Here is a 20014-nt window from a genome sequence, read left to right as displayed (position 1 = left end):
GGTGACCAACCATTGTGCTCACGGGCCCCCCCCCGTCACCACCCCCCGCTTGGGGGTTGGTCTTTGTTGTCTCCCGGGTAAACTACATCCCCCACCAACGGCGCAGCACCCACCCCTGGACAGATCGAAACTTGGAGAGACATGAACGACCGGCTCGTGCTCCTGCCCGCCGTCGACGTCGCCGACGGCCAGGCCGTCCGCCTCGTCCAGGGCGAGGCCGGCTCGGAGACCTCGTACGGCGACCCGCTCACGGCCGCCCTGGACTGGCAGTCCGGCGGCGCCGAGTGGGTCCACCTCGTGGACCTGGACGCCGCCTTCGGGCGCGGCTCCAACGCCGAACTGCTCGCCCGCGTGGTGGGCGAGCTGGACGTGCAGGTCGAGCTGTCGGGCGGCATCCGCGACGACGAGTCGCTGGAGCGGGCCCTCGCGACCGGCGCGCGGCGCGTCAACCTGGGCACCGCCGCGCTCGAGGACCCGGCCTGGACGGCCAAGGTCATCGGCGAGCACGGCGACCGCGTCGCCGTCGGACTCGACGTCCGCGGCACCACGCTCGCCGCGCGCGGCTGGACCAAGGAGGGCGGGGACCTCTGGGAGGTCCTCGGGCGTCTCGACGAGGCGGGCTGCGTCCGCTACGTCGTCACCGACGTCACCAAGGACGGCACGCTGCGCGGCCCCAACCTGGACCTCCTGTCCGACGTCGCCGCGCGCACCTCCGCGCACGTCGTCGCCTCGGGCGGCATCTCCTCGCTCGACGACCTGCGCGACCTGCGCGCGTTGGGCACCATCGAGGGCGCCGTGGTCGGCAAGGCGCTCTACGCGGGCGCGTTCACGCTCCCCGAGGCGCTCGAGGTCGCCGGCCGCCCCGACCCCGCAGCGTCGGTGGGCGACGAGGCCGGTCAGTGAAGTCCATCCAGCCCTCCAGCCAGTTCGCGGACGACGACGGCTCGGCCGACGCCGAGCTGACCCGGCTGCTGTCCGGCTACACGACCGGGACGGTCCCGCTGCGCGACGTCGTCGCCCGGCTGGCCGAGACCCGTGTGCTGGTGCCGGTCCTGGCCGAGCTCGGCGTCGCCGAGCAGAACCCGGAAGGCCTGACCGTCGACAAGGAGGCGTCCTCGGGGGTCGTGGCGCTGGAGGCCCCGGACGGCCGCCGGGCGCTGCCCGTCTTCACGTCCGTCGCGGCGATGCAGGCCTGGCGGGCCGACGCGCGGCCCGTGCCGGTCGAGGCGTCGCGCGCCGCGCTGTCCGCCGTGAACGAGAACTGGGCGCTGATCGTCGTGGACCCCGCGGGTCCGTCGACGGCGCTCGTCCCGCGGCCCGCCGTGTGGGCGCTGGCCCAGGGGCAGGAGTGGCGGCCCGCGCTCGTCCCGCACGAGGACGGGCTCGTCGTCGACCCGGAGGTCGCGTCCGAGGTGGCGGTCGCCGCCGCCCCGGTGCAGCACGTCGTGCGGGCGCACGCCGAACCGGGCCGCAAGGCGGAGGTCGCGGTGGTGCTCGCGCTGGACCCGGGCCTGGACCGGGCGGGACTCGACGCGGTGCTAGGCCAGGTCAATGCCCGCCTGGCGGCGTCCGAGGTGATCTCGTCGCGCGTGGACTCGCTGGAGCTGCGGATCGGCGCCGCGCGCTGAGCCGAGCGAGCCAGCTCATAGGTCCGCCTCCACCACACGGTTGCGCGTGCACTCCAGTCGAAAAGCACGCCCAACCGTGTGCTGGAGGCGGACCCTTCAGATCCGGGCTCAGCAGCCCTTCGCCGGCGTGAACGCCGTGTCGTCGCCCAGCATGTCCTGGAGCGTCGACAGGGGCACGAGCAGGCTGTTGTCGTCGGCCGTCTTGGCGTAGACGACGCCGATCACCTTGCCCTTGGCGTCCAGCGCCGCCGACCCCGACGACCCCGGCTCGACCGGCGCGTTCGTGAGCAGCACCTCGCCGAGGTTCGCGTTCAGCGGGTCGCGGGTCGTGCCCATGACCTCGCCCTCCGTCACGGTCAGCTCGCCGCCCGCGGGGTAGCCCACCACGGTGACGGGGTCGCCGGGCTCCGGGTCGGCGTCGGCCAGCTCCGGGAACGACGGCAGGGCATCGGTGGTGCGCACCACCGCGAGGTCGGCCAGCCCGGCAGTGGACGTGGCGCCGACCGTGATGTCGTGCCCGTCGTACGTGCTGACCTCGAGGTCCTTCGAGTCCGCGACGACGTGCTTGTTCGTGATCAGCGTGTGCTCGTCGACGGCGAACCCGGAACCCGTCGACAGCTCCTCGCAGCCCACGTTGCGGATGCGCACGGCCATGCGCTCCACCGCGTCGAACCCGTCGGGGCTCAGGGCGTCGCCGCCGGCCGCGGGGGAGAGGTCCGCCGGCGCGGACGGCACGATGTCGGCGGGCACCGGGTCCGGCATCGGCGGCAGTACGCCGCACCCGCCCAGCGACCCGGCAAGCAGCGCGCAGACGACCACGGCGCGCCCCGCGCGCCGACCGGCCCGCGACCTCACGGGCGAATCTCCCGCTGCAGCGACTCGTTCGCGTCGTCGGCGTCGGCGCACAGCGCGTTGACCTGCCGCTCGTAGCGGCTCAGGTCCGCGGCCTCGTACTGCTCGGCCTCCTTGAGATAGCCGACGAGCTGTTCCTGGCCCGACACGCACTGCCCCAGCGCGGACGCCACGGTGGCCGCGGCTGCGCTGACCTGCGTCTGGTAGTCGAGATACTGCTGCGAGGCGATGTTCTCGTCGCCGAGCTGGGCCTTCTCGTTCGCCAGGTCCGAGATGCGCGCCGTCGCCGTGGACAGCTGGTCCCGGGCGGCCTCCAGCTCCGAGCTGGCGCCGTCGAGCTGCATCCGCAGCGAGGCCACCTCCTCGGCGTACACGTGCGCCTTCTCCTCCCACTCGGCGGAGTTGCGCTGCCAGCGGACGGTGGTCACCCACAGGTACGCGCCGACGGCGATCGTGGCCACGAGGAGGACGGCGAGCCAGAGTGAGCTACGACGCGGCCCCGGTGCGGGCGCGGGCCCGGGTGCCGCCACGACGGGAGCCTCGGTCATCAGACGACGGAGCCCGTGTACTTCTCGCCCGGCCCCTCGCCCGGCGCGTCGGGGATCACCGACGCCTCCCGGAACGCGAGCTGGAGGCTGCGCACGCCGTCGCGCAGCGACCGGGCGTGCTCGTTGCCGAGGTCCGGCGAGGCCGCGACCACCAGCGCGGCCAGCGCGGTGATCAGCTTGCGGGCCTCGTCGAGGTCCTGCAGCTCCGCGGCGTCGTCGCCCTCGGCCAGGCCGCACTTCACCGCGGCGGCACTCATCAGGTGCACGGCGGCGGTCACGATGACCTCGACCGCCGCGACCTCGGCGATATCGCGTGTGGCCTGGTCAGCGCCTACCGGAGCGTCGATGCCGGTGGGGTTCTCATCGGTGGTGCTCATGGGCACCATCCTTCCATCCCGGCAGGGGTGCGGGTGAACATCGGGCCCGGCAGGTAGCCTGCGTGCGTTCAACGGTGACACAGGGGAGGCCCTTCGATGCATGACGACATCACACTGACCACCGGGCGCGCGCACCGCGTGCTGACGGAGCGCATCTGGCCGGCGGTCCACGGGACGTCCGTACCGCTCGACGTCGAGTGGCACGTCCTACCAGGTGAGCCGGTTCCCCCGGCCGAGGGCCTGGCCCTCGCGATGGAGCCTTACGAGGTGGGCACGCCGTGGGGCCCGGCCTGGGGCACCACCTGGTTCCGGCTGACGGGCGCGGTGCCCGCCGAGTGGGCAGGCCGGCCCGTCGAGGCTGTCGTGGACCTCGGCTTCGACGTCAACATGCCCGGCTTCCAGTGCGAGGCGCTGGTCTACCGGCCCGACGGCAGCCCGGTGAAGTCGATCAACCCGCGCAACCAGCACGTCCCCGTGGCCGACGCCGCGACCGGCGGCGAACAGGTCGAGCTGCTCCTGGAGGCGGCGTCGAACCCCGTGCTGCTGGACTACCACCCCTTCCTCGTGACCCAGGAGGGCGACACCACCACCGCGTCCCCGCGCCCGCTGTACACGACCCGGCGCATGGACCTCGCGATCTTCGAGGCCGAGGTGCACGACCTCGCCCTCGACATCGAGGTGCTGCTCGAGCTGCAGGCCGAGCTGCCCACCGGGCCGCGCCGCATGCGGATCCTGCAGGCCCTCGACGACGCCCTCGACGTCCTCGACCTGCAGCGCATCCCCGAGACGGCGACCGCCGCGCGGGCGGCGCTCGCGGACGTGCTCGCCAGCCCGGCGGAGGCGAGCGCCCACGAGATCTCGGCGGTCGGCCACGCGCACATCGACTCCGCCTGGCTGTGGCCGGTGCGGGAGACGATCCGCAAGGTCGCCCGGACGACGTCGTCCATGGCGGACCTCATCGACCGCACCGACGACTTCGTGTACGGCATGTCGTCCGCGCAGCAGTACGCGTGGGTCAAGGAGCACAGACCCGAGGTGTGGACCCGGATCAAGGAGGCGGTCGCCCAGGGCCGGTTCCTGCCGCTGGGCGGCATGTGGGTCGAGTCGGACACCGTGATGCCGTCGGGCGAGGCGCTCGCGCGGCAGTTCTCGCAGGGGCAGCGGTTCTTCGAGCGCGAGCTCGGCCTGCGGACGCACGGTGTCTGGCTGCCGGACTCGTTCGGCTACTCGCCGGCCCTGCCGCAGCTCGTGCGCCGCGCGGGCTTCGACTGGTTCTTCACGCAGAAGATCTCGTGGAACCAGGTCAACGTGTTCCCGCACCACACGTTCTGGTGGGAGGGCATCGACGGGTCCCGCGTCCTGACGCACTTCCCGCCGATGGACACCTACAACTCGCAGCTCTCGGGCGAGGAGGTCGCCAAGGCGGCGCGCCAGTTCCGCGAGGCGCGGCACGCCACCGGCTCGATCGCGCCCGTCGGCTGGGGCGACGGCGGTGGCGGCACCACCCGGGAGATGACGGGCAAGGCCCGCCGGCTGGCCGACCTCGAGGGCAGCGCGAAGGTCCGCTGGGAGCACCCGGACGCGTTCTTCGAGCGCGCTCGCGGGGAGCTGGTCGCCTCCGGACACGGTGACAGCGCTGTCTGGGTGGGCGAGCTCTACCTGGAGCTCCACCGGGCCACCCTGACCTCGCAGCACAGGACCAAGCAGGGCAACCGCCGCAACGAGCAGCTGCTGGTCGAGGCGGAGGCGTGGGCGGCGACGGCGTCGGCCCGGACGGGCGCGGCCTACCCGTACGAGGAGCTGGACGCCCTGTGGCAGCAGGTCCTGCTGATGCAGTTCCACGACATCCTGCCCGGCACCTCCATCGCGTGGGTGCACCGCGAGGCCGTCGCGCAGCACGCGGCGGTCACGGCGGGCGTTCAGGAGATCATCGACCGTTCGCTGCGCACCCTCGTCGGCGACGGCGACACCGCCCTGCGCGCCAACCCCGCGGTCTTCGCCCAGGCGGGCGTCCCCGCCCTGGGCGTCGCCCCGGCCTCCGGCCCGACGGCGGCGCCGAGCACCCTGACCGAGCTGCCCGACGGCGGGTACGTCCTGGCGAACGACCTCGTCCGGGTCACGCTGGACGCCGCCGGCCACGTGACGTCCGCGATCGACCTGGCCAGCGGCCGTGACGCCGTCGCGCCCGGGCGCGAGGCGAACGTGCTGCAGCTGCACCAGGACTTCCCGAACAAGTGGGACGCCTGGGACGTGGACCGGTTCTACCGCAACTCGGTGACCGACCTGCGGGAGGCCGAGAAGGTCACCGCCACCGTGGACGATGGCGTGGCCACGGTGTCCGTGCACCGGGCGTTCTCCTCCTCCAGCCTCGACCAGGTGCTCACCCTCGCCCCGGGCAGCCGGACCCTCGAGGTGTCGATGGAGACTGACTGGCACGAGGCCGAGAAGTTCCTCAAGGTCGCCTTCCCGCTCGACGTGCGCGCCGAGCACGTGGCGGCCGAGACGCAGTTCGGCTTCCACCAGCGGGTCACGCACACGAACACGAGCTGGGAGGCCGCCAAGTTCGAGACCTCCATGCACCGGTGGGTGCTCGCCGAGGAGCCGGGCTTCGGCGTCGGGCTCGTCAACGACTCGATCTACGGGTACGACGTGACCCGCGAGGTCTCCGACGACGGTGTGGCGCCCGCGCCCGGCGTGCCCGAGGTGACGACCACCGTGCGCCTGTCGCTGCTGCGAGCCCCGCGGTTCCCCGACCCCGAGACGGACCAGGGCGTCCAGACGCACCGGTACGGCCTGGTGGTGGGGGCGGACGCCGCGGCCGCGACCGAGGCGGGCGCCACCTTCGGCGCCCGGCCGCGCGAGCTGCGCGGCGGGGCCGGGTTCGAGCCGCTGGTGAGCGTGGCCGGCGGGGTGACGCTGTCCGTGGTCAAGCTCGCCGACGACCGGTCGGGCGACCTCGTGGTGCGGGTGTACGAGGCGCTGGGGCGCCGCGCGGCGGGCACCGTCACGGTGGCGGCGCCGGTCGCCGGGGCGCGCACCGTGAGCCTGATCGAGGACGACGTCGAGGCGCGCGCGGTGGAGGTGACGGCGGACGGCGCCGTAGTGGTCGAGCTCGCCCCGTTCGAGGTCCGCACGCTCCGCTTCACGCGAGCCTGACCGCCAGGCCCCAGGTTGAGTGCTGGCTATTTGTGGGATTCGCGGGCTCAGATCCACAAATAGCCAGCACTCAACGAGGGTGGGGTGGGGGTGCGTCTTGACAGCAGCAGGGGTGCGCGGCACGCTGGCGTTGCTAAAGCGCTTTAGTCGCCGAAGCAAGAGCACACGGCATGTACCCCAGGACGCGACGAAGCATCTGCTGGAAGGAACTGTCATGACGATCCGGAGGATCGGGGCCGCGGGAGCGGCCCTGACCATGCTGGCCGCCCTCGGCGGCTGTGCCCTCAATGGTGCGGGCGGCGCGGAGAGTGACGCCGGGGCGGACGCCTCGAGCGAGGTGACCGGCGAGGTCACGTTCCAGACCTGGGCGCTCAAGCCCAGCTTCACCGAGTACGTCGAGGGCGTCATCGACGACTTCGAGCAGGAGTATCCGGGCACGACGGTGACGTGGCTCGACCAGCCGGGCGACGGCTACTCCGAGAAGGTGCTGACCCAGGCCGCCGCCGGCGAGCTGCCGGACGTCACGAACCTGCCTCCGGACTTCGCGCTCTCGCTGGCCCGCGAGGGCCTGATCACGGACCTCACGACGGTCGACGAGACGCTGGAGGACACCTACGTGGCCGGCGCGCTGGACGCGTACGGGTACGGCGGCATCGAGGGCACGTTCGGGTTCCCCTGGTACCTGACCACGGACCTGAACTACTGGAACACCGACATGTTCGAGGCGGCCGGCCTCGACCCGGCGGCGCCGCCCAGGACCCTCGACGAGCTCGTCGCGCAGGCGCGCACCATGATGGACGAAACGGGCGGCTACCTGATGAGCCGCAAGCCCGGCCTGGGCGACTTCGCGGCCGAGGGCCTCCCGGTGCTGTCCGACGACGGCACCGAGTTCACGTTCAACACTCCCGAGGCCGCCGCGCTGCTCGACGTCTACCGCGACGCGTACGCCGACGGCCTCCTGCCCGACGACGTGCTCACCGACGCCTACCTCGGCAACAGCCAGCTCTTCACCGAGGGCAAGGTCGCGTGGTCGACGGGCGGCGGCAACTTCATCGCCAGCGTCCTGGAGAACAACCCGTCCCTGGAGGGCAAGATCACCTCCTCGCCGTACATGGGCGCCACGCCCCTGTACGTCCAGGGCCTGTCGGTCTCCAGCCAGTCCGCGAACCCGGCGACGGCGGTCGTGCTGGCCCGGTTCGTCACCGACGCCGCCAACCAGGAGGCGTTCGCGGCCGAGGTGCCCGGCGTCTTCCCGTCCACCACCGCGTCGCAGGAGAAGCCGGAGCTCGCCGAGAGCGACGGCACGCCGGGCGGCGACGCCAAGCAGATCGCTTATCGCAACCTCACCACCGCGCAGGTGCTGCAGCCGGTCGAGGTGAACGAGGCGATGACCACCATCATCAACCAGCAGTTCGCGGCGGCGATCGCGGGGGACACGACCTCGCAGGAGGCCCTGGACGCGGCGGTCGACGAGTGCAACAAGCTGCTCGCCGACCAGTGACCCGAGCGGCGTCGGCGGTGCGCGGGGTCCGGAACCGTCGGTTCCGGGCTCTGCCTGCTGAGCGGACCTCTGCCCGCGCCGCAGAGCCGCTCCCCGCCCACGCCGTCCGGACGCACGCGTGGTTCACGCCGTGGTTCCTCGTGGCGCCGGCCCTGCTGTTCCTGCTCGTCTTCAACCTGTGGCCGACGGCGAACACGTTCTTCCTGGCGTTCACGAACGTGCGGGTGCTGTCGGGCGGCGAGCTCGTCGGGTTCGCCAACTTCGAGCGGATGCTCAGCGACGCGCAGCTCGCGACGGCGCTGGTCAACTCGATCGTCTACATGCTCGTGTGCGTGCCGTTCCTGCTGCTCGTGCCGCTGGGGCTGGCCGTGCTCGTGGAGAAGAAGCTGCCGGGCATCGCGTTCTTCCGCACGGCGTTCTACACGCCCGTGGTGGCCTCCGCCGTGGTGGTCGCCCTCGTCTGGGGCTGGCTGCTCGACGAGCGGGGCGTCATCAACTCGATGGCCGTCAGCCTGGGGTTCGTCACCGAGGCGATCCCGTTCCTCACCGACCGCTGGCTCGTCCTGTTCAGCGCCATCAGCCTGACCATCTGGAAGGGCCTGGGCTACTACATGGTGATCTACCTGTCGGCGCTGGGCGGCGTGCCGCGTGAGCTGCACGAGGCGGCCGCCGTCGACGGGGCGGGGGCGCTGCGGCGGTTCCGGTCCATCACGATCCCGGGCGTGCGCAACACCATGCTGCTGGTGTCGGTGATGATCACGGTGTCCGCGCTGCGGGTGTTCGCCGAGCTCTACATCCTGACCGACGGCACGGGCGGCGTCGGCGGCGCCGACGTCTCTGTGGTCATGCTCATCCAGATGTACGCGCGCGGGTTCAGCGGCAACCTGGGTTATGCCTCGGCGCTCTCGCTGCTGCTGTTCGTCATCACGCTGGGTCCGCTGCTGGTGATCGCGCGGATCAACCGGGGGAGGGACTGATGGGGGTCACATCAGGCACCGTCACGTCGCGCGAGGTCAAGTCGCGCGAGGGCACGCCCCGCACGGTCACGTCGCGCACCGGGTCCCGCGGGTTCACGACGCCGTCGACCCGCGAGGTGGTGCTGCGGTACGCGCTGCTGGTCGTGGTGCTGTTCATCACGCTCGGCCCGTTCCTGTGGCAGCTGTCCACCTCGCTCAAGGGCGCCGGTGAGGACATCTACACCGCCAACCCGAGCTTCCTGCCGAGCAGCCCCACGTTCGACAACTACGTGAAGGCATTCGAGACGGTCCCGATCCTGGGGTTCGCCGGAAACTCGATTGTGGTGGCCGGGATCGTGGTGCTCGGCAACATCGTCGGCGCCACCATGGCCGGGTACGCCCTGGCGCGGCTGAGGTTCCGCGGCGTCAAGCTCGTGATGGGGGCGATCCTGCTGACGATGCTCCTGCCCGGCGAGGCCACGATCGTGGCCCAGTACCTGACGGTCCGGCAGCTCGGGCTCGCCGACACCCTGCTCGGCGTCGCTCTGCCGGGGGCGATCGGCATGCTCAACGTGCTGCTGATGCGGACGGCGTTCGCGGCGATCCCGAAGGAGCTGGACGAGGCGGCGATCGTGGACGGGGCGAACGCGTGGCAGCGGCTGGTACGCGTGGGGCTGCCCAACGTGCTGGGCATGCTCGCCGTCATCACGATCTTCTCGTTCATCGGCGCGTGGGACGACTTCCTGTGGCCGCTGATCGTGCTGACGACGCCCGACAAGTTCACGCTCACGGTGGGCCTGCAGTACCTGTCCGGCACGTTCACGAACAACCCGCGGGTCGTCGCGGCCGGCACCATGATCGCGTTCATCCCCATCGTGGTGTTCTTCGCGGCGCTGCAGCGGTACTTCTTCCGCGGCGTCGGCGAGGGGGCGATCAAGGGGTGACGGCGTCCGAGCGCCCGGGCCGCAGGCCCACCATCGCCGACATCGCCACCCGCGCCGGCGTGTCCCCGACGGCGGTCTCGTTCGCGCTGAACGACCGCCCCGGGATCAGCGAGCAGACCAGGGCCCGCATCCTGGCCGCCGTCGCCGAGCTGGGCTGGCGGCCGAACGTCGCCGCGCGTGCCCTCGGCGGGCGCCGGGCCGACACGGTAGGGCTGGTCGTCGCGCGCCCCGCTCGGACGCTGGGTGTCGAGCCGTTCTTCGCCCAGCTGGTCTCGGGGCTGCAGGCGCGGCTGTCCACCGACCTCGTGGCCCTCCAGCTGCTCGTGGTCGAGGACGTGTCCGCCGAGCTCGACGTCTACCGGCGCTGGGCGGCCGAGCGGCGCACCGACGGCGTCGTCGTGCTCGACCTCGAGCAGGACGACCCGCGCCCCGAGGAGCTGGTGCGGATGGGCCTGCCCGCCGTGCTGGTCGGCGGCGACGGCACGCCGGGACCCGTGCCCGCCGTGTTCGCCGACGACCACGCCGCGATGACCGCGCTCGCGGAGCACCTGGCCGGTCTCGGGCACGTGCGCGTCGGCCACGTCGGTGGCATCCCCGCCTACGTGCACTCCGCGCGGCGGGTCTCGGCCCTGCACGACGCCGGGGCGCGGCTCGGCATGCACGTCACGACAGTGCCGACGGACTTCTCGCAGGACGAGGCCGCGGCAGCCACCAGGGCCCTGCTGGCCCGCGACGAGAGGCCCACCGCCATCGTCTACGACTCCGACGTCGCCGCGCTCGCGGGCGTCACCGTACTGGCCGAGGCCGGGCTGGGCGTGCCCAGCGACATCTCGGTCGCCTCCTTCGACGACTCCGAGCTGGTGCGCCTCGCGCACCCGCCGCTCACCGCGATGACGCGGGACACCTTCGAGCTCGGCGAGCTCGTCGCGCAGACCGTGCTGTCGCTCGTCCGCGGCCAGAGCGTGCCCGACGTCGTCCGCGCGCCGACGCCCGAGCTGACCGTGCGCGGCAGCACGGGCCGGGTCCCTCAGGGGGCGGCGTGACGGGGCCGGCGCACGTCCCGGCGGGCCGGCCCGGCGTCGGCCTGACCGGTCCGGACGCGCGGCGGATCACTCACGACGGCGCGGGCCGCACCGTGGTGCTCGACGGCCTGGACGTCCCGGTCGAGGCCGGCGTCACCCTGCGCTACGCGCTCCTGCCCGTGCTCGACGACGAGCTCACCTACCGCTCGACCTACGTCGCGGTCGACCTGCTGCTCGACGACGGGACGTGGCTGCTGCAGACGGAGCCCGGGCGCGCGCTGACCGACCAGCACGGGATGCCCGCGACCGCCGTCGGGCAAGGAGAGGCGCGGATCCTGGTGCCCGACCACTGGAACGTGGTCCGCGTGGACCTGGACGCCGTGGCCGAGCTGGCGCCCGGACGGCGCGTGCGCGCGGCCGCCGTCGTGACGGCGCCCCCGGACGGCGGGCGCGCCGAGGTGTGGCTCGACGGGGTGACGGTCGGGCCGCGCCCGGCGGGGGCGGCGGGTGGCCGCACGGACCTCGTCGACACCCGGCGGGGGACCCACTCCTCGGGCGCGTACTCCCGCGGCAACACCGTGCCCGCGGCCGCCGTGCCGAACGGGTTCACGATGTGGGTGCCGCTCACCGACGCGTCGTCGGACCGGTGGCTGTACTCGTGGGCCGCGCACAACGGGCCCGACAACCGCCCGCGCCTGCAGGGCGTCGGCATCTCGCACGAGCCGAGCCCGTGGATGGGGGACCGCGACCAGCTCGCATTCCACCTGGTCCCGGCCCTGCCGGGCGACGGCTCTGGCGAAGGCGCCGGCCCCGCCGAGGTGCCCGACGCCGGCCTCGCGGCCCGCGCCCTCGGCTTCTCGCACGACGACGAGACCGCCCGCCCGCACCTCTACTCCGTTGATCTCGACGGCGGCGCCCGCATGGCCGTCGCGGCGTCCGACCACGGCGGCGTCCTCCGGTTCACCTTCCCGCCCGGCGCCACCACCGGCCACCTGATCGTCGACGCCGTGAGCGACGCCGGCGCCGACGGCCCGCCCGTCGCGATCACCGTGCACGACGACGGCACGCTCACCGGCTGGAGCGACCACGGCAGCGCGCTCTCGGTGGGCCGCAGCCGGATGTACGTGGCGGGCCGGATCTCCCGGCCCGTCCTGCGCACCGGCCCGGCCCGCGGCCGGGACCACGCCACCTACGCGACCGTCGCGCTGGACCCGGCGGCTGGGCCGCAGGACGAGGCGGGCCGCACGGTCGAGGTGCGCGTGGCGACGTCGTACATCAGCGCGGACCTCGCCCAGCGCGCCCTGGAGCGCGAGGTGGCCGGGACCTTCGAGGAGGTCGCCGAGCGCGCCCGCGCGCAGTGGGAGGAGCGGCTCGGCGTGCTCGACGTGCAGGGCGCCACCCAGGAGCAGCAGGTCACGCTCTACTCGAACCTGTACCGGCTGAACCTGTACCCGTCCTCGTACACGGAGACCGGGGCCGACGGCGAGCCCGTGCACGCCTCGCCCGTCCTCGACGGCGCACCCGTCATTCCGGGTGAGATGTTCGTCAACCACGGCTTCTGGGACACCTACCGCACCTGCTGGCCCGCCTACGCGCTGCTCTACCCGGAGGTCGCCGCGCGGCTCGCCGACGGGTTCGTCCAGCAGTACCGCGAGGGCGGCTGGGTCGCGCGCTGGTCCTCGCCGGGCTACGCGGACCTGATGACCGGCACGTCGTCCGACGTCGCCTTCGCCGACCTCTACCTACGCGGCGTCCCCCTGCCCGACCCGCTCGCCACCTACGACGCGGGCTTGCGGGACGCGACGGCGCTGCCCACCCGGTCCGGCGTCGGACGCAAGGGCCAGGCCTTCGCGCTGACCCACGGCTGGGTGCCCCGCGACGTCGACGAGTCGGTGTCCTGGGGCCTGGAGGGCTACATCAACGACGCCGGGCTCGCCCGGATGGCGCAGGTGCTCGCGGACGCGCCCGGCACCCCGGACAGCCGGCGCCGCGCGCTGCGCGACGAGGCCGCCTACCTGCGGCAGAGCTCGCTCGGGTACGCCCACCTCTTCGACGCGGCCACCGGGTTCTTCCGGGGCCGCGGCCGGGACGGCTCGTTCGGCCCGGGCAGGTTCGACCCCGACGAGTGGGGCGGCGACTACACCGAGTCCGACGCCTGGAACTTCCTGTTCCACCCGGTGCACGACGGCGCGGGCCTGGCCGCCCTGCACGGCGGCCCCGACGGCCTCGCGCGGCTGCTGGAGAGGTTCTTCGCCACCCCCGAGCGGGCGGACAAGCCCGGGTCCTACGGGTCCGTGATCCACGAGATGGTCGAGGCGCGCGACGTGCGCCTGGGCCAGCTCGGCCAGTCCAACCAGGTCTCGCACCACATCCCGTACGTGTGGCTGTTCGCCGGCCGGCCGGACCGGACCCAGGAGACCGTGCGCGAGATCCTGGCGCGCCTGTGGACCGGCAGCGAGATCGGGCAGGGCTACCACGGCGACGAGGACAACGGCGAGATGTCGGCCTGGTACGTCCTCTCGGCGCTGGGGCTGTACCCGCTGGAGATCGGGTCGTCGCGCTGGGCCGTGGGCTCCCCGCTCTTCGAGCGGGCGGTGGTGCACCGGCCCGACGGCGACCTCGTGGTCGAGGCGCCGGGCGCGGCCGACCGCTGGTACGTGGCGGGGCTCGAGCTGTCCGACGCCGACGGCGCGGCCAGGGCGGTCACGTCGCCCTCGGTGGAGCACGGGGACCTGACCGGGGGAGCGACCCTGCGGTTCGCGCTCTCTGCAACACCGACGCGCTGGGGCGTGCCGGCGGCGTCGAGGTCGGGCGAGCAGCTGGGTGCTGGTGCTGGTGCGGCGCCCGCCGGGTTGTGGCAGCGGGCCGACGGCGGCTGGCGCGCTGCGGACGGCCCGCGTCCGCACCTGACGGACGGGGACCTGACGACGTCGGTCGAGGTGGCGGGAACGCTCGAGTGGCGGCCGACAGGCGAGGTCTCCGAGGGCGCGGTGCTGCGCGGCTACACCTTGACGTCGTCGGCAGCGGAAGGGTCAGCTGCGGGTGTGGGCGTTGGCGCGGGTGTGGATGGCCGGCCGCCGTCGGCCTGGCGCCTGGTCGCGGACGACGGGCGCGTGCTGGACGAGCGCTCCGGCGAGGAGTGGCCCTGGCCGGGCCAGCTGCGACCGTTCGTGCTGGACGAGCCCGTACCGCTCACGGGGCTCCGGCTGGAGCTCGGCGACGGTGGCGTGCTCGCGCAGGTGGAGCTGCTCGTCGCCTGAGCCGAGCTGCCATACTGCCGAGCTGCCGGGCCGGCTGCTGGTCGCATCGGCGCACGAGTTCGGTCAGTTGCACGGGAGGCTCTGTGACTTCGGTCCTTTGCTTCGAGATCGGTCAATCAACCGACCGATCTCGAAGCAAAGGACCGAAGTCACAAGGTGCCAGTGCGAAGGACCGAAGTCAGGGCCGGCCGCATCTCGCGACCAGGCCCGACCGCGAGTGCTGGTCCCGGCATGTGAGATCTGGGGACAGATCGTTGACTCCGATGAGTTCTATTCGTATCTTCTCTGGCATCGAAGCAAACAGCACTAATCCGACCGGAAAGGTGTAGTAAGTCTCGACAGGTCATGAGTTCCGACGCGAAGCCCCGGCTGGTCGGACGGCAACCCCCCGCGCGGGTGGGTGCCCCGGGTGAGGACCAGGTCCACCGCCGTCGGCGGATGACAACACGCGTCGCTCGCCGAAGGGCGAGCAGGTGAGGAGAACGACGATGACCCGGAGCGCTGCCCCCGCCGTCCACGTGCCCCTGCCGTCCTGGAACGCTCGCGCCCGGGCCTGTGCCGCCCCGCGCGAGAGCATGTGTTGCCTCCGTTCCTGTCGCTGACAGTGGCAGCACCGACGCGCTGACCGGCCACCGCCGGCCCGCCGCGTAGACCTCCTCTCGGCGTACCGCGCCGAGCCCCGGCCGTACCAGGCCCTCACGTCCTGACCGGACGTCCCTCGCCTGCCCTCCGGCAGCCCCGCTCCCGGGTGACCCAGCAACCGCCGTCGTGCACAGTCGTGCGCCGCCGGCCGGGTCCTCCGCGAGTGGTCACGCAGCCGCCGCTCGAACGGAGCCCCGCCGTGCCGTACCCGCCGCAGCCCCTGTCCTTCTCGTCCGCCCCGTCGTCCCGTCCCGTCGTGCTCGGCGTGGACCTCACCTCGGCCGGGGCCCGGCCGGGCGCCCACCGCGCCCGCGGCCCGATCCCGCCCCGCCCCTTCGACGGCGAGCGGTTCCTCCAGCTCGTCCGGGCCGCCGACCGCGGCCTGCTCGACCTCGTCACCCTCGACGAGGACTTCCTGCTGCACCCGGGGCGCGGCCAGGTGACCGGCCGGCTCGACACCGTCGTCGCCGCGGCCCGCGCCGCCCGGGTCACGGCGGGCGTCGGGCTGGTCGCCGCCGTCGACACGGTGCACGTCGAGGCGGCCCACGCCGCCGTCGCCCTCAGCAGCGTGGACCGCGCGAGCAGCGGCCGGGCGGGCTGGCAGGCCGTCCGGCAGACGGCGGTCCCCGAGCCCGACGAGGCGTGGTCCTCCCGGGTCGAGCTGGGCATCCAGTCGGTGAACCGGGTCTGGACGGGCCGCCCCGGCACCGGGTCGGGCGCCGTCGAGCTCGACGCCGAGGGCCGGTTCCGCGTGGACCACGACGGGATCCGCTTCGCCATCCGCGGCCGCCAGGCCGACGGCGGCGGGTCGTTGGCCCCGACCCGCCCGCCCGTCGTCGTGCGGGTGCGCTCCGCCGCGAGTGCCGCGCTGGCCGGGCGCACCGCGGACGTCGTGCGGATCGCCGTGACCGACGCCGCGCACGCGGTCCGGCTGCGGCGGCTCGTGCGGGACTCGGCCCTGGCCGCCGGGCGCGACCCCGAGGAGGTGCGCGTGCTCGCCGAGGTCTACGTCGTGCTCGCGGCCGAGCGGGCCAGTGCCCGGGCGCGGCTGGAGCTCGTCGAGGCGCTGGAGGGCACGGAGCCCGGGCGGGGCGCGTTCGTCGTCGCGGACACGCCGGACGAGCTGGCCGTCCTCCTGGCCGACTGGGCCGCCGCCGGCGCCGCCGACGGATTCCTGCTGCGCCCGGCCTCGCTCAGCTCGGACCTCGACGCGATCACCGGCCACCTCGTACCGGCCCTCCAGCGCGCGGGCCTGTTCCGCACCGAGCGGACCGCCCGGACGCTGCGCGCCTCGCTCGGGCTGCCCGACGCCGAGGCGGCGCCACGGTCGCTCCCCACCGGCCGGCTCCTGAGCGCCTGACCGGCCCGCGCCGTCCGGCACACGCACGTCCATCACGAAGAACCCACCCTGAGGAGAACATCCATGACCACTCCCGAGCTCCGGACGCCCGACGAAGCGGGCGCCAAGGTCGCCGGCGGCGCCCTGCTGATCGACGTCCGCTCGGCCGCCGGCCGGGCGTCGTCCGGGGAGATCCCCGGCGCCACGCTCGCCGACCGCGACAACCTCGACGCGCTGTTCGGGCCGTCCGAGAACCCGGCGATCACCCTCGACACACCCGTCGTGATCGTGTGCGGCTCGGTCAACGGCTCCGGCCCGGTCGCCGAGGCGCTCGCCGCGCGCGGCTACACCGACGTCTCGCACGTCGACGGCGGGTTCCCGGCCTGGAAGGAGGCCGGGCTGCCCGCGACCGAGGCCGAGCCGAGCACCGCACCGAGCGCCGCGCCATGACGGGGTTCGCCACCCGGCAGGTGCACGGGGACGCCGGGCGCGACGCCGGTGCGTCCGGCGCCCCCGCGCCCGGCCGCGTGACCCCGCGCGCCACGCCGGTCTACCTGACCGCCGGGTTCGAGTTCGAGGAGTGGGAGCAGGCCGGCGGCCACTTCGGCGCGGGCGAGGGCTACGCCTACACCCGCACCGGCAACCCGACCACCGCCGCGGTCGAGCGCCGGATCGCCGCGCTCGAAGGCGGTGCGGACGCGCTGTTCGTGGCCAGCGGCCAGGCGGCGGTCACCCTCGCGCTGCTCGGCCTGGTCTCGGCCGGCCAGCGCGTGCTCGCCGCCGCCAGCCTGTACGAGGGCACGCGCGGGCTGCTCCTGGAGAACCTGCCCCGGCTGGGCATCGAGGCCGACTTCGTCGACGCCGCCGCCGACCCGGCCGCCTGGGAGCGCGCGATCCGACCCGAGACCCGGGTGCTGTTCCTCGAGTCGATCCCGAACGCGCGCAACGACCTGCCCGACCTCGCCGCCGTGGCCGACGTCGCGCACGCCCACGGGCTGGCGCTCGTCGTCGACAACACGCTCGCCACGCCCTACCTGCTGCGCCCGATCGAGCACGGGGCCGACGTCGTGGTGCACTCCGCCAGCAAGTTCCTGGCGGGCCACGGGTCGGTGCTGGGCGGCGTCGTCGTCGACTCCGGGACGTTCGACCCGGCCGCTTCGGGCGGGCTGTACCCGCACCTGGTTGCGCCGTCGCGCACGGGCGGGCCGAGCGTGCCCCAGCGGCACGGCGGGCGGGCGCGCCTGGCGTACCTGCGCGAGACCGTGGCGCCGCGGTTCGGCCCCACGCCGTCCCCGCTGAACGCGTTCCTCGTGGGTCAGGGGATCGAGACCCTGTCGCTGCGGGTGGCGCGGCAGAGCGCCACGGCGCTGGAGGTCGCGCGGTGGCTGGCGTTCCGGCCCGAAGTGGCCTCGGTGGACTACTGCGGGCTGGACTCCAGCCCGTCGTACGCCCTGGCCAAGCGCTACCTGCCGGACGGTCAGGGCTCCGTCTTCACCTTCACCCTGCACGGCGGCGCACCCGCGGCCCGCGCGTTCGTCGAGACGGTCGAGGTCGTGACGCACATGACGCACATCGGCGACGTGCGCTCGCTCGTGCTGCACCCGCCGACCACGAGCCACGTGCTGCGCACCCCCGCCGAGCAGGCCGCCGGGGGCGTCCACCCGGGCACCCTGCGGCTGTCGATCGGCGTCGAGGACCTGCCCGACCTGATCGCCGACCTCGAACGGGGACTCGCGGCAGCCGTCCGGGCGCCCGCCGACATCGATCCCGAGGAGACACCATGACCCGCCAGCAGCACCTGGGCTGGTTCCTGGCCCGCGGCTTCGGGCCGCACGGCTGGGGCCACGACTACCTGGACTGGAACTACGACTGGACCCGGCCCGACCTCTATGTCGAGTCCGCCCGCGCGCTGGAGCAGGCGGGCGTCGACCTGCTGATCATCGAGGACGCGCCCTCGCTCGGCAGCCCCGAGACCATCGATCTGCGCGTGCGGCAGGCCTTCGGCGGCCCCAAGCACGACCCGCTGCTGCTGGCCCCGTACCTGTTCGCCGCCACGCGGCACCTCGGGGTCGTGCCGACGGTCAACCCGGCCGCCGTCCTGCCCTACACGGGGGCGCGCCAGCTCGCGACGCTGCAGCACCTGTCGGGCGGGCGGTTCGGGCTCAACCTCGTGACCGACACGGGCAGCGCGCGCCACTTCTCGGACGCGCCGCCGCTGGGGCACGACCCCGCGTACGACCGCGCCGAGGAGTGGCTGGACGGCGTCCGCTCGCTGTGGCGGTCCTGGGACAACGGTGCGCTGATCGCCGACCCGGGTTCCGGCGGGACCGGGGGCCGGTATGCCGACGGGCGCCTGCTGCGCCCGGTGCGGCACCGCGGCGAGCACTTCGCGTTCGACGGCCCGCTCAACGCGCTCCCGTTCCGCGACGCCGACGGCGAGCCGGTGATCGTCTCGCCCGGCGGGTCGGGCCGCGGGATGGCCTTCGCGGGGGCGAACAGCGACGTCCAGCTCGCGCTTGCGCCGCTGACTGAGCGGAGCGTGCGCGACTACCGCGCCAAGGTGCACGCCGCGGCGCGCGCCGCCGGCCGGGCGCTCGACGACGTCAAGGTGCTGTTCGCGATCAAGCCGGTGCTCGTGTCGAGCCCGCAGGAGGCCGACCGGCTGGTCGCGGCGTCGGCGAACCCGGACGACGCGACGCTGCTGCGGATCGCCGAGCAGCAGTCGAGCGACCTGGAGACCGACCTCACGGCGCTCGACCTGGACAAGCCGCTGCCCACGGGGCTGTTCGGCGACCACATCTCGCACGGGTCGATCCGGCGTCTGGTCGCCGACCACGACCTGGCCACCACGCCGCTGCGCGTGCTCCTGGGCGGGCTCGCCCGGCTGGGACGCATCGCGGACCGCTCCGGCTGGGTCGGCACGGCCGGCGAGCTCGCCGACCTGATCGAGGAGCTCGGCGAGTGGGGCAACGACGGCGTCCTGCTGTGGGGCGACCTGCACCCCGTCACCGTGCACCGCACGCTCGACGAGCTGGTCCCGATCCTGCGCCGCCGCGGCATCCTCCGCACGGAGTGGGCCGACGGCGGCCTGCGGGCGAACCTGCGCGCGTTCTGAGCCCGCGCCCGGGGCGGGTCCCAAACGGATCGCTGGCCGAACACTGGAAGGAGCACCGCCGTGTCGGTGATCGTCTCGGACCCGACCTGGGTCGCCACCACGTGGGACGACCCCCGCGCCGTCGCGCTGCGCGAGGCCATGACCAGCGATCTCGCCCCGCGCTACGCCGACCTGTGGGAGCAGCGCGCCCGCCTGTTCGCCCCGGCAGGTCCTGGCGAGCTGAGCACCGTGCCGACGGCGGAGGAGATCCTGGTGACCTGGATCGCCCTGGACGGCGATCAGGCGGTGGCGACCGGATCGCTGCGCCGGCTCGGCGGGACCGCCGCCCACCCCGCCGTGATCCACGAGGTCAAGCGGATGTTCGTCCGCCCGACCCACCGCCGCCGGGGGCTGGCGGCGGGCGTGCTGGCCGCCGTCGAACGCTCCGCGCTGGACCGGGGGATCGACGTGCTCCGCCTGCAGACCGGCATCCGGCAGCCCGAGGCGGTGGCGCTCTACGAGCGCGAGGGCTGGACCCGCATCGACCCCTACCCGCCGTACCCGGCGGAGTCGAGCATCTGCTTCGAGAAGCGCCTGTAGCCGCCTGGTCAGGCCTTCCGTTGGTGGGGGGTGTGGGGAACCCGGTGTAGACCAGCAAGACCCACAAACGCGGGAGCCCCCCCCCCCCCCGCCAC

16 protein-coding genes and 1 riboswitch are annotated in these 20014 nt (G+C 73.7%); of the genes, 13 read left to right on the top strand and 3 right to left on the bottom strand.

Annotation, left to right across the window (positions count from 1 at the left end; genetic code table 11):
* Positions 1-141: 141 nt before the first annotated feature.
* Both priA and ACFT2C_RS19555 read left to right on the top strand, forming a co-directional pair.
* Entirely contained in the window at positions 142-903 is a 762-nt protein-coding gene (gene priA, locus ACFT2C_RS19560; RefSeq protein ID WP_377208743.1) for a bifunctional 1-(5-phosphoribosyl)-5-((5-phosphoribosylamino)methylideneamino)imidazole-4-carboxamide isomerase/phosphoribosylanthranilate isomerase PriA, read from the top strand.
* Positions 900-1628, top strand: a complete 729-nt coding sequence (locus ACFT2C_RS19555; RefSeq protein ID WP_377208742.1) for an SseB family protein — start codon at positions 900-902, stop codon at positions 1626-1628. The genes priA and ACFT2C_RS19555 overlap by 4 nt, the downstream gene beginning before the upstream one ends.
* Before the next feature lie 108 nt (positions 1629-1736).
* Here the strand turns inward: ACFT2C_RS19555 and ACFT2C_RS19550 are convergent, their stop codons facing one another.
* The 3 genes from ACFT2C_RS19550 to ACFT2C_RS19540 are packed head-to-tail and all read right to left on the bottom strand — an operon-like array spanning position 1737 to position 3405.
* Positions 1737-2483 carry a S1C family serine protease gene (locus tag ACFT2C_RS19550; protein WP_377208741.1) on the bottom strand — a complete coding sequence of 249 codons (747 nt, stop codon included), beginning with the start codon at positions 2481-2483 and terminating at the stop codon, positions 1737-1739.
* Positions 2480-3028 (bottom strand): hypothetical protein, encoded by a 549-nt coding sequence (locus tag ACFT2C_RS19545; protein ID WP_377208740.1) that lies wholly within the window; start codon positions 3026-3028, stop codon positions 2480-2482. Before ACFT2C_RS19545 ends, ACFT2C_RS19550 begins: the two co-directional genes overlap by 4 nt.
* Entirely contained in the window at positions 3028-3405 is a 378-nt protein-coding gene (locus tag ACFT2C_RS19540) for a DUF1844 domain-containing protein (protein WP_377208739.1), read from the bottom strand. Before ACFT2C_RS19540 ends, ACFT2C_RS19545 begins: the two co-directional genes overlap by 1 nt.
* Before the next feature lie 96 nt (positions 3406-3501).
* Between ACFT2C_RS19540 and ACFT2C_RS19535 the strand changes: the two genes are divergently transcribed.
* The 11 genes from ACFT2C_RS19535 to ACFT2C_RS19485 all read left to right on the top strand — a co-directional run bounded on the left by ACFT2C_RS19535 (position 3502) and on the right by ACFT2C_RS19485 (position 19919).
* Complete coding sequence (locus ACFT2C_RS19535; RefSeq protein WP_377208738.1) at positions 3502-6561, top strand: alpha-mannosidase; 3060 nt, start codon at positions 3502-3504, stop codon at positions 6559-6561.
* Between the two features lie 214 nt (positions 6562-6775).
* Complete coding sequence (locus ACFT2C_RS19530; protein ID WP_377208737.1) at positions 6776-8062, top strand: ABC transporter substrate-binding protein; 1287 nt, start codon at positions 6776-6778, stop codon at positions 8060-8062.
* Positions 8059-9039, top strand: coding sequence for a carbohydrate ABC transporter permease (locus tag ACFT2C_RS19525; protein WP_377208736.1), 981 nt, complete (start codon positions 8059-8061; stop codon positions 9037-9039). Before ACFT2C_RS19530 ends, ACFT2C_RS19525 begins: the two co-directional genes overlap by 4 nt.
* The gene (locus tag ACFT2C_RS19520) at positions 9039-9962 is read left to right on the top strand and encodes a carbohydrate ABC transporter permease (protein WP_377208735.1); all 924 of its coding nucleotides are present in this window, start codon (positions 9039-9041) and stop codon (positions 9960-9962) included. Before ACFT2C_RS19525 ends, ACFT2C_RS19520 begins: the two co-directional genes overlap by 1 nt.
* Positions 9959-11005, top strand: coding sequence for a LacI family DNA-binding transcriptional regulator (locus ACFT2C_RS19515; protein WP_377208734.1), 1047 nt, complete (start codon positions 9959-9961; stop codon positions 11003-11005). The genes ACFT2C_RS19520 and ACFT2C_RS19515 overlap by 4 nt, the downstream gene beginning before the upstream one ends.
* A complete protein-coding gene (locus ACFT2C_RS19510) occupies positions 11002-14244 on the top strand; it encodes a GH92 family glycosyl hydrolase (RefSeq protein WP_377208733.1) in 3243 nt (1080 codons plus the stop codon). The genes ACFT2C_RS19515 and ACFT2C_RS19510 overlap by 4 nt, the downstream gene beginning before the upstream one ends.
* Before the next feature lie 341 nt (positions 14245-14585).
* A riboswitch (SAM riboswitch) is annotated at positions 14586-14697 on the top strand.
* Between the two features lie 388 nt (positions 14698-15085).
* On the top strand, positions 15086-16246 hold the full coding sequence (locus ACFT2C_RS19505) for an LLM class flavin-dependent oxidoreductase (protein WP_377208732.1): 1161 nt from the start codon (positions 15086-15088) through the stop codon (positions 16244-16246).
* Positions 16247-16309: 63 nt separating this feature from the next.
* Positions 16310-16675, top strand: coding sequence for a rhodanese-like domain-containing protein (locus ACFT2C_RS19500; RefSeq protein WP_377208731.1), 366 nt, complete (start codon positions 16310-16312; stop codon positions 16673-16675).
* Positions 16672-18009 (top strand): O-acetylhomoserine aminocarboxypropyltransferase/cysteine synthase family protein, encoded by a 1338-nt coding sequence (locus tag ACFT2C_RS19495; RefSeq protein ID WP_377208730.1) that lies wholly within the window; start codon positions 16672-16674, stop codon positions 18007-18009. The genes ACFT2C_RS19500 and ACFT2C_RS19495 overlap by 4 nt, the downstream gene beginning before the upstream one ends.
* Positions 18006-19340: an LLM class flavin-dependent oxidoreductase gene (locus ACFT2C_RS19490; RefSeq protein WP_377208729.1), complete on the top strand. Its 1335-nt coding sequence runs from the start codon at positions 18006-18008 to the stop codon at positions 19338-19340. The genes ACFT2C_RS19495 and ACFT2C_RS19490 overlap by 4 nt, the downstream gene beginning before the upstream one ends.
* A 60-nt stretch (positions 19341-19400) precedes the next feature.
* On the top strand, positions 19401-19919 hold the full coding sequence (locus tag ACFT2C_RS19485) for a GNAT family N-acetyltransferase (protein WP_377208728.1): 519 nt from the start codon (positions 19401-19403) through the stop codon (positions 19917-19919).
* Positions 19920-20014 lie beyond the last annotated feature (95 nt).

This window comes from Promicromonospora sp. NPDC057138, from assembly GCF_042670845.1.
GTDB lineage: Bacteria > Actinomycetota > Actinomycetes > Actinomycetales > Cellulomonadaceae > Promicromonospora.
Note: the sequence above shows the minus strand (reverse complement) of the source record. Positions and strands in the feature narration are given on the sequence as shown.